2 protein-coding genes and 2 rRNA genes (1 of these 4 running past the window's edge) are annotated in these 5,000 nt (G+C 39.4%); 1 reads left to right on the forward strand and 3 read right to left on the reverse strand.

Features of this window, described 5'->3' with window-relative positions:
• Nucleotides 1-312: 312 nt before the first annotated feature.
• Nucleotides 313-1,167, forward strand: a complete 855-nt coding sequence (locus ACF1B9_RS37590) for a ParA family protein (RefSeq protein WP_160555785.1) — start codon at nucleotides 313-315, stop codon at nucleotides 1,165-1,167.
• Nucleotides 1,168-2,194: 1,027 nt separating this feature from the next.
• Here the strand turns inward: ACF1B9_RS37590 and ACF1B9_RS37595 are convergent.
• The 3 genes from ACF1B9_RS37595 to ACF1B9_RS37605 form a co-directional block, all read right to left on the reverse strand.
• Nucleotides 2,195-3,037, reverse strand: coding sequence for a tyrosine-type recombinase/integrase (locus ACF1B9_RS37595; RefSeq protein WP_202389403.1), 843 nt, complete (start codon nucleotides 3,035-3,037; stop codon nucleotides 2,195-2,197).
• Nucleotides 3,038-3,162: 125 nt separating this feature from the next.
• A 5S ribosomal RNA gene (gene rrf / locus ACF1B9_RS37600) occupies nucleotides 3,163-3,279 on the reverse strand.
• Nucleotides 3,280-3,354: 75 nt separating this feature from the next.
• Nucleotides 3,355-5,000, reverse strand: a 23S ribosomal RNA gene (locus ACF1B9_RS37605) (it continues 1,289 nt past the right edge of the window).

Below are 5,000 nucleotides of genomic sequence, written 5' to 3' on the forward strand. Positions count from 1 at the left end.
GTATCAAGGGTTTGAGGGACCTAACTATAACAAAAACTGAGTGAACTATAACAAAAACTGAGTGAACTATAACAAAAACTGAGTGAACTATAACAAAAACTGAGTCACAACTATAACAAAAACTGAGTGAACTATAACAAAAACTGAGTGAACTATAACAAAAACTGAGTGAACTATAACACCTAATTTTTAGGTGTTATAGTTCACTTTTTTAGAGGATTTTCAATTAATTTCCTAGAAAGTATAAAAAAAGAAAGAAAAGAAGAAAGGAAGAAAGGAAGAAAAGAACGTTGGAAGAAGGAGGGATCATTTTTGGCGATTACAATTACTATGGGGATACAAAAAGGTGGTTGTGGAAAATCAACTACTGCAGGCATACTATCATATTTACTAAGTAGAGATGGTTATAAGGTGTTGGCAATCGATCTGGATTCTCAAGGGAACTTAACAGAACTATTATCTAATCAACCTTCCAATGAATTCATTGGAAAATCAGTACTAGAAGCTATGCAGAAACAAGATGTAAAAAAGTATATTCTACCTATAGAGAAAAATTTAGATTTGTTGCCTGCTACAAATTTTTTAGCTACATTCCCCAGGTGGATATATACCGGAAAGACTTATAAAGGCGATACAATTCCTTTTAAAGGAACTCCTAGTTTAATTCTAGATAAAAGTTTAGATGGAATCAGAAATGAGTATGATTTCATTATTATTGATACGCCACCTTCTTTATCAGAACAAACAACTAATGCCCTATGTGCTAGTGAGTATGTAGTGGTATTATTCGAGTGCTCTAACTGGTGCTATTCAGCAATACCTAACTTTATGGAGTCTGTCACAAGTGCTAAAAATCATGGTAATAGAAATACTGAAGTAATAGGGATTCTAAGAACATTGAATGACTTAAGAAGAAGTGATGCTAAGGCCTTTAATGAAATGATCACAGAGGATTACCCTGATGAAGTTTTTAAAACGGTTATTACTAGAAGAGCTCCTATTGGTCGTTTAGCCTTATATGGGTTTAATAAAAACTCAGAATTAAAGCAGGCTTTACTACAATATGAAGAATTTTATAAGGAGTTGATTAAACGTGTCCAAAGTAAACGATATAAAAAATATGAAACGTCTTCAGAAACAGATTACTCCTTCCCAGGCTCTCGCTGAAGAGATTAGTGAGGAAAAAGCTTCTACACTACAACTGATAAGAAAACGAGTCTCATTCGATTTACGAACAGACTTACATAAAGAGTTAAAAATGCAATCTTTATTACAAGAAAAAAACATCTATATATTAATTGAAGAAGCATTAGAGGACTATTTAAATAATATCGGTAAATAATTTGATGCATCCAAACTTGGGTACGTAAAATTATTTTTAATAGTAGTTAACATAATGCGTCTTATCCCAAGCAGCACCCCAAACAAAAGACGGAATCCGGCCATATTCGGGCAAATTCTGTCTTTTTCCCTTCGGGAAATAATCAAAAATGAAGACTATAATTCAAAAACACTATCTCTTTATTTCTTCTATTTCCTCCTGGATCCTATTCCATTATCTATTTGACATTCCAAACATTTTTGAAGCATGGACAATGCTTATAATGCTGTATGGAGTATCTATATGTCTATTTTCTTTGCTTATCTATCCTTTTAAAAAAAGAGCATAAGGAAACCTGATATCACCTTCTGATAAAAGGTGATGAATAGTCGGTGCCTATTAGGTTTCAAGGAGTTTAAATTGATATCACTTTTTGGCTCGGGAGATATAGTGTAGATATACCGTAATATCTCTAGAGATATAGTTGTATTCCAAAATTTTCATTGGATTTTTCCTGTCTTTGCACAAACAACGCTAAAAGATTTTTTTCTTTTAGCGTTGTTTCGAGTTGTGATATGGATACATTAGAACGATATATTTGCGCTTTATTGTCCAATTCTTTTCATCCTTTTTAAAAAGAAATATCTAATATCAGTTTTAAAATATAAAAAACGAATAGAATTTCCATTGTCGAACGTCTTTAGGCTTTTATATTCGATCTATAATACTGTCCTTTTTCTAAAAACGAACTTAACTAAGGGAAGTACCTAAAATCAGCTAAAATAGCCCCTGAAACGTTCTAAATCTGAATTCACTTTAAGCTTACCCATCGGTTGATGTTAACTTTAAAAAGACAATTAAATACTAAACAACCTATCCTAGTGTATCGTTAATAAAAGTTTTTTGTATTGCTTCTTCTAGTTCGAATTGTTCCATCCTGGATTTTGCATATCTTTTAGTAACATTTATATCTTTATGTCCAGCAAGTTTCGAGACAACTTCTAAGCCTATTCCTTTATCTATAAGCTTTTGACAAAAAGTATGTCTTAATTTATGCGGATGAACATTATACTTTTTCAACATATATTGAATCGATCTTTCTGTTAATCGTTCATTAGATTTTGAAGTAAATAAAGCATCCTCACTATAAAAAGAGTCACAGTATTTAAGAAGATATTTCTTAGCTTCTTCCGATAATGGAATATACCTTTCTTCACCAGTTAACCCATTTCTAACGGTTAATTGCCTTTTTCTAATATCAATATTCGACTTATTTAGAGAACATAATTCCGAAACTCTAATACCTGTATGAAGTAATAAGTAAACAATAGCTATATTTCTTTCGTGACCATCATTTTTCACTTCTTGAAGTAATTGATTGTATTCATAAGGAGTTAGTATTTCCAATTCTCCCTTTTTTTCTATAGGCATAACTTTAATATCTAAAGTTATTTCTGGACGTTTCAAGAACTTAGCAAACGTTCTAATAGAGCCAAGTATTTTATCGATAGTTATTGGACTTTTGCGCTGTTGCTCTAAAAAAGAGAGATAATCTTGAACATCTTTTTGAGATATATTCTCTAAATAAGTAGGATATTTGTAGAGCCAGTCTTGAAATTTTTTCATTTCACGTTGATAAGTAGTGACTGTATTAACAGATTTCCCTTCTGTTTCAAGCCAGTCTGCAAATTGACTAATAACATTAGATTTTTGCACTTTATCACCCCTAAATCCAGACTTGGTACTTACTTAATATCTTAATTCATAAGAGGAAAGAAGTAAACTTCCACGATAAAATCAAAAAAAAGGATAGTAGTCTAATGACTACTATCCTTTTCGGTGCCTGGCGACGTCCTACTCTCACAGGGGGAGAGCCCCCAACTACCATCGGCGCTGAGAAGCTTAACTTCCGTGTTCGGTATGGGAACGGGTGTGACCTTCTCGCTATCGCCACCAGACTATTATGTTTTTATGAGTTGTTCTCTCAAAACTAAATCCTATAGGAAGAAAAACACAAGAACCAAGTAATCTTTTTAGTTAAGTCCTCGATCTATTAGTATTTGTCAGCTCCACGTGTCACCACGCTTCCACCTCAAACCTATCAACCTGATCATCTTTCAGGGATCTTACTAGCTTACGCTATGGGAAATCTCATCTCGAGGGGGGCTTCATGCTTAGATGCTTTCAGCACTTATCCCTTCCGCACATAGCTACCCAGCTATGCCTTTGGCAAGACAACTGGTACACCAGCGGTGCGTCCATCCCGGTCCTCTCGTACTAAGGACAGCTCCTCTCAAATTTCCTACGCCCACGACGGATAGGGACCGAACTGTCTCACGACGTTCTGAACCCAGCTCGCGTACCGCTTTAATGGGCGAACAGCCCAACCCTTGGGACCGACTACAGCCCCAGGATGCGATGAGCCGACATCGAGGTGCCAAACCTCCCCGTCGATGTGGACTCTTGGGGGAGATAAGCCTGTTATCCCCGGGGTAGCTTTTATCCGTTGAGCGATGGCCCTTCCATGCGGAACCACCGGATCACTAAGCCCGACTTTCGTCCCTGCTCGACTTGTAGGTCTCGCAGTCAAGCTCCCTTGTGCCTTTACACTCTACGAATGATTTCCAACCATTCTGAGGGAACCTTTGGGCGCCTCCGTTACTTTTTAGGAGGCGACCGCCCCAGTCAAACTGCCCACCTGACACTGTCTCCCACCCCGATAAGGGGTGCGGGTTAGAATGTCAATACAGCCAGGGTAGTATCCCACCAATGCCTCCACCGAAGCTGGCGCTCCGGCTTCCAAGGCTCCTACCTATCCTGTACAAGCTGTACCAAAATTCAATATCAGGCTACAGTAAAGCTCCACGGGGTCTTTCCGTCCTGTCGCGGGTAACCTGCATCTTCACAGGTACTATAATTTCACCGAGTCTCTCGTTGAGACAGTGCCCAGATCGTTACACCTTTCGTGCGGGTCGGAACTTACCCGACAAGGAATTTCGCTACCTTAGGACCGTTATAGTTACGGCCGCCGTTTACTGGGGCTTCAATTCAGAGCTTCGCGCGAACGCTAACCCCTCCTCTTAACCTTCCAGCACCGGGCAGGTGTCAGCCCCTATACTTCGCCTTACGGCTTCGCAGAGACCTGTGTTTTTGCTAAACAGTCGCCTGGGCCTATTCACTGCGGCTCTCTCGGGCTTGCACCCAAAAGAGCACCCCTTCTCCCGAAGTTACGGGGTCATTTTGCCGAGTTCCTTAACGAGAGTTCTCTCGCTCACCTTAGGATTCTCTCCTCGCCTACCTGTGTCGGTTTGCGGTACGGGCACCTTGAATCTCGCTAGAGGCTTTTCTTGGCAGTGTGGAATCAGGAACTTCGGTACTATATTTCCCTCGCCGTCACAGCTCCGCCTTCACGGTAATGGGATTTGCCTCATTACCAGCCTAACTGCTTGGACGTGCTAATCCAACAGCACGCTTACCCTATCCTCCTGCGTCCCCCCATCGCTCAAACGATTCATAAGGTGGTACAGGAATATCAACCTGTTGTCCATCGCCTACGCTCTTCAGCCTCGGCTTAGGTCCCGACTAACCCTGAGTGGACGAGCCTTCCTCAGGAAACCTTAGGCATTCGGTGGATGAGATTCTCACTCATCTTTCGCTACTCATACCGGCATTCTCACTT

Source organism: Streptomyces sp. NPDC014727, from assembly GCF_043083485.1.
Taxonomy (GTDB): domain Bacteria; phylum Actinomycetota; class Actinomycetes; order Streptomycetales; family Streptomycetaceae; genus Streptomyces.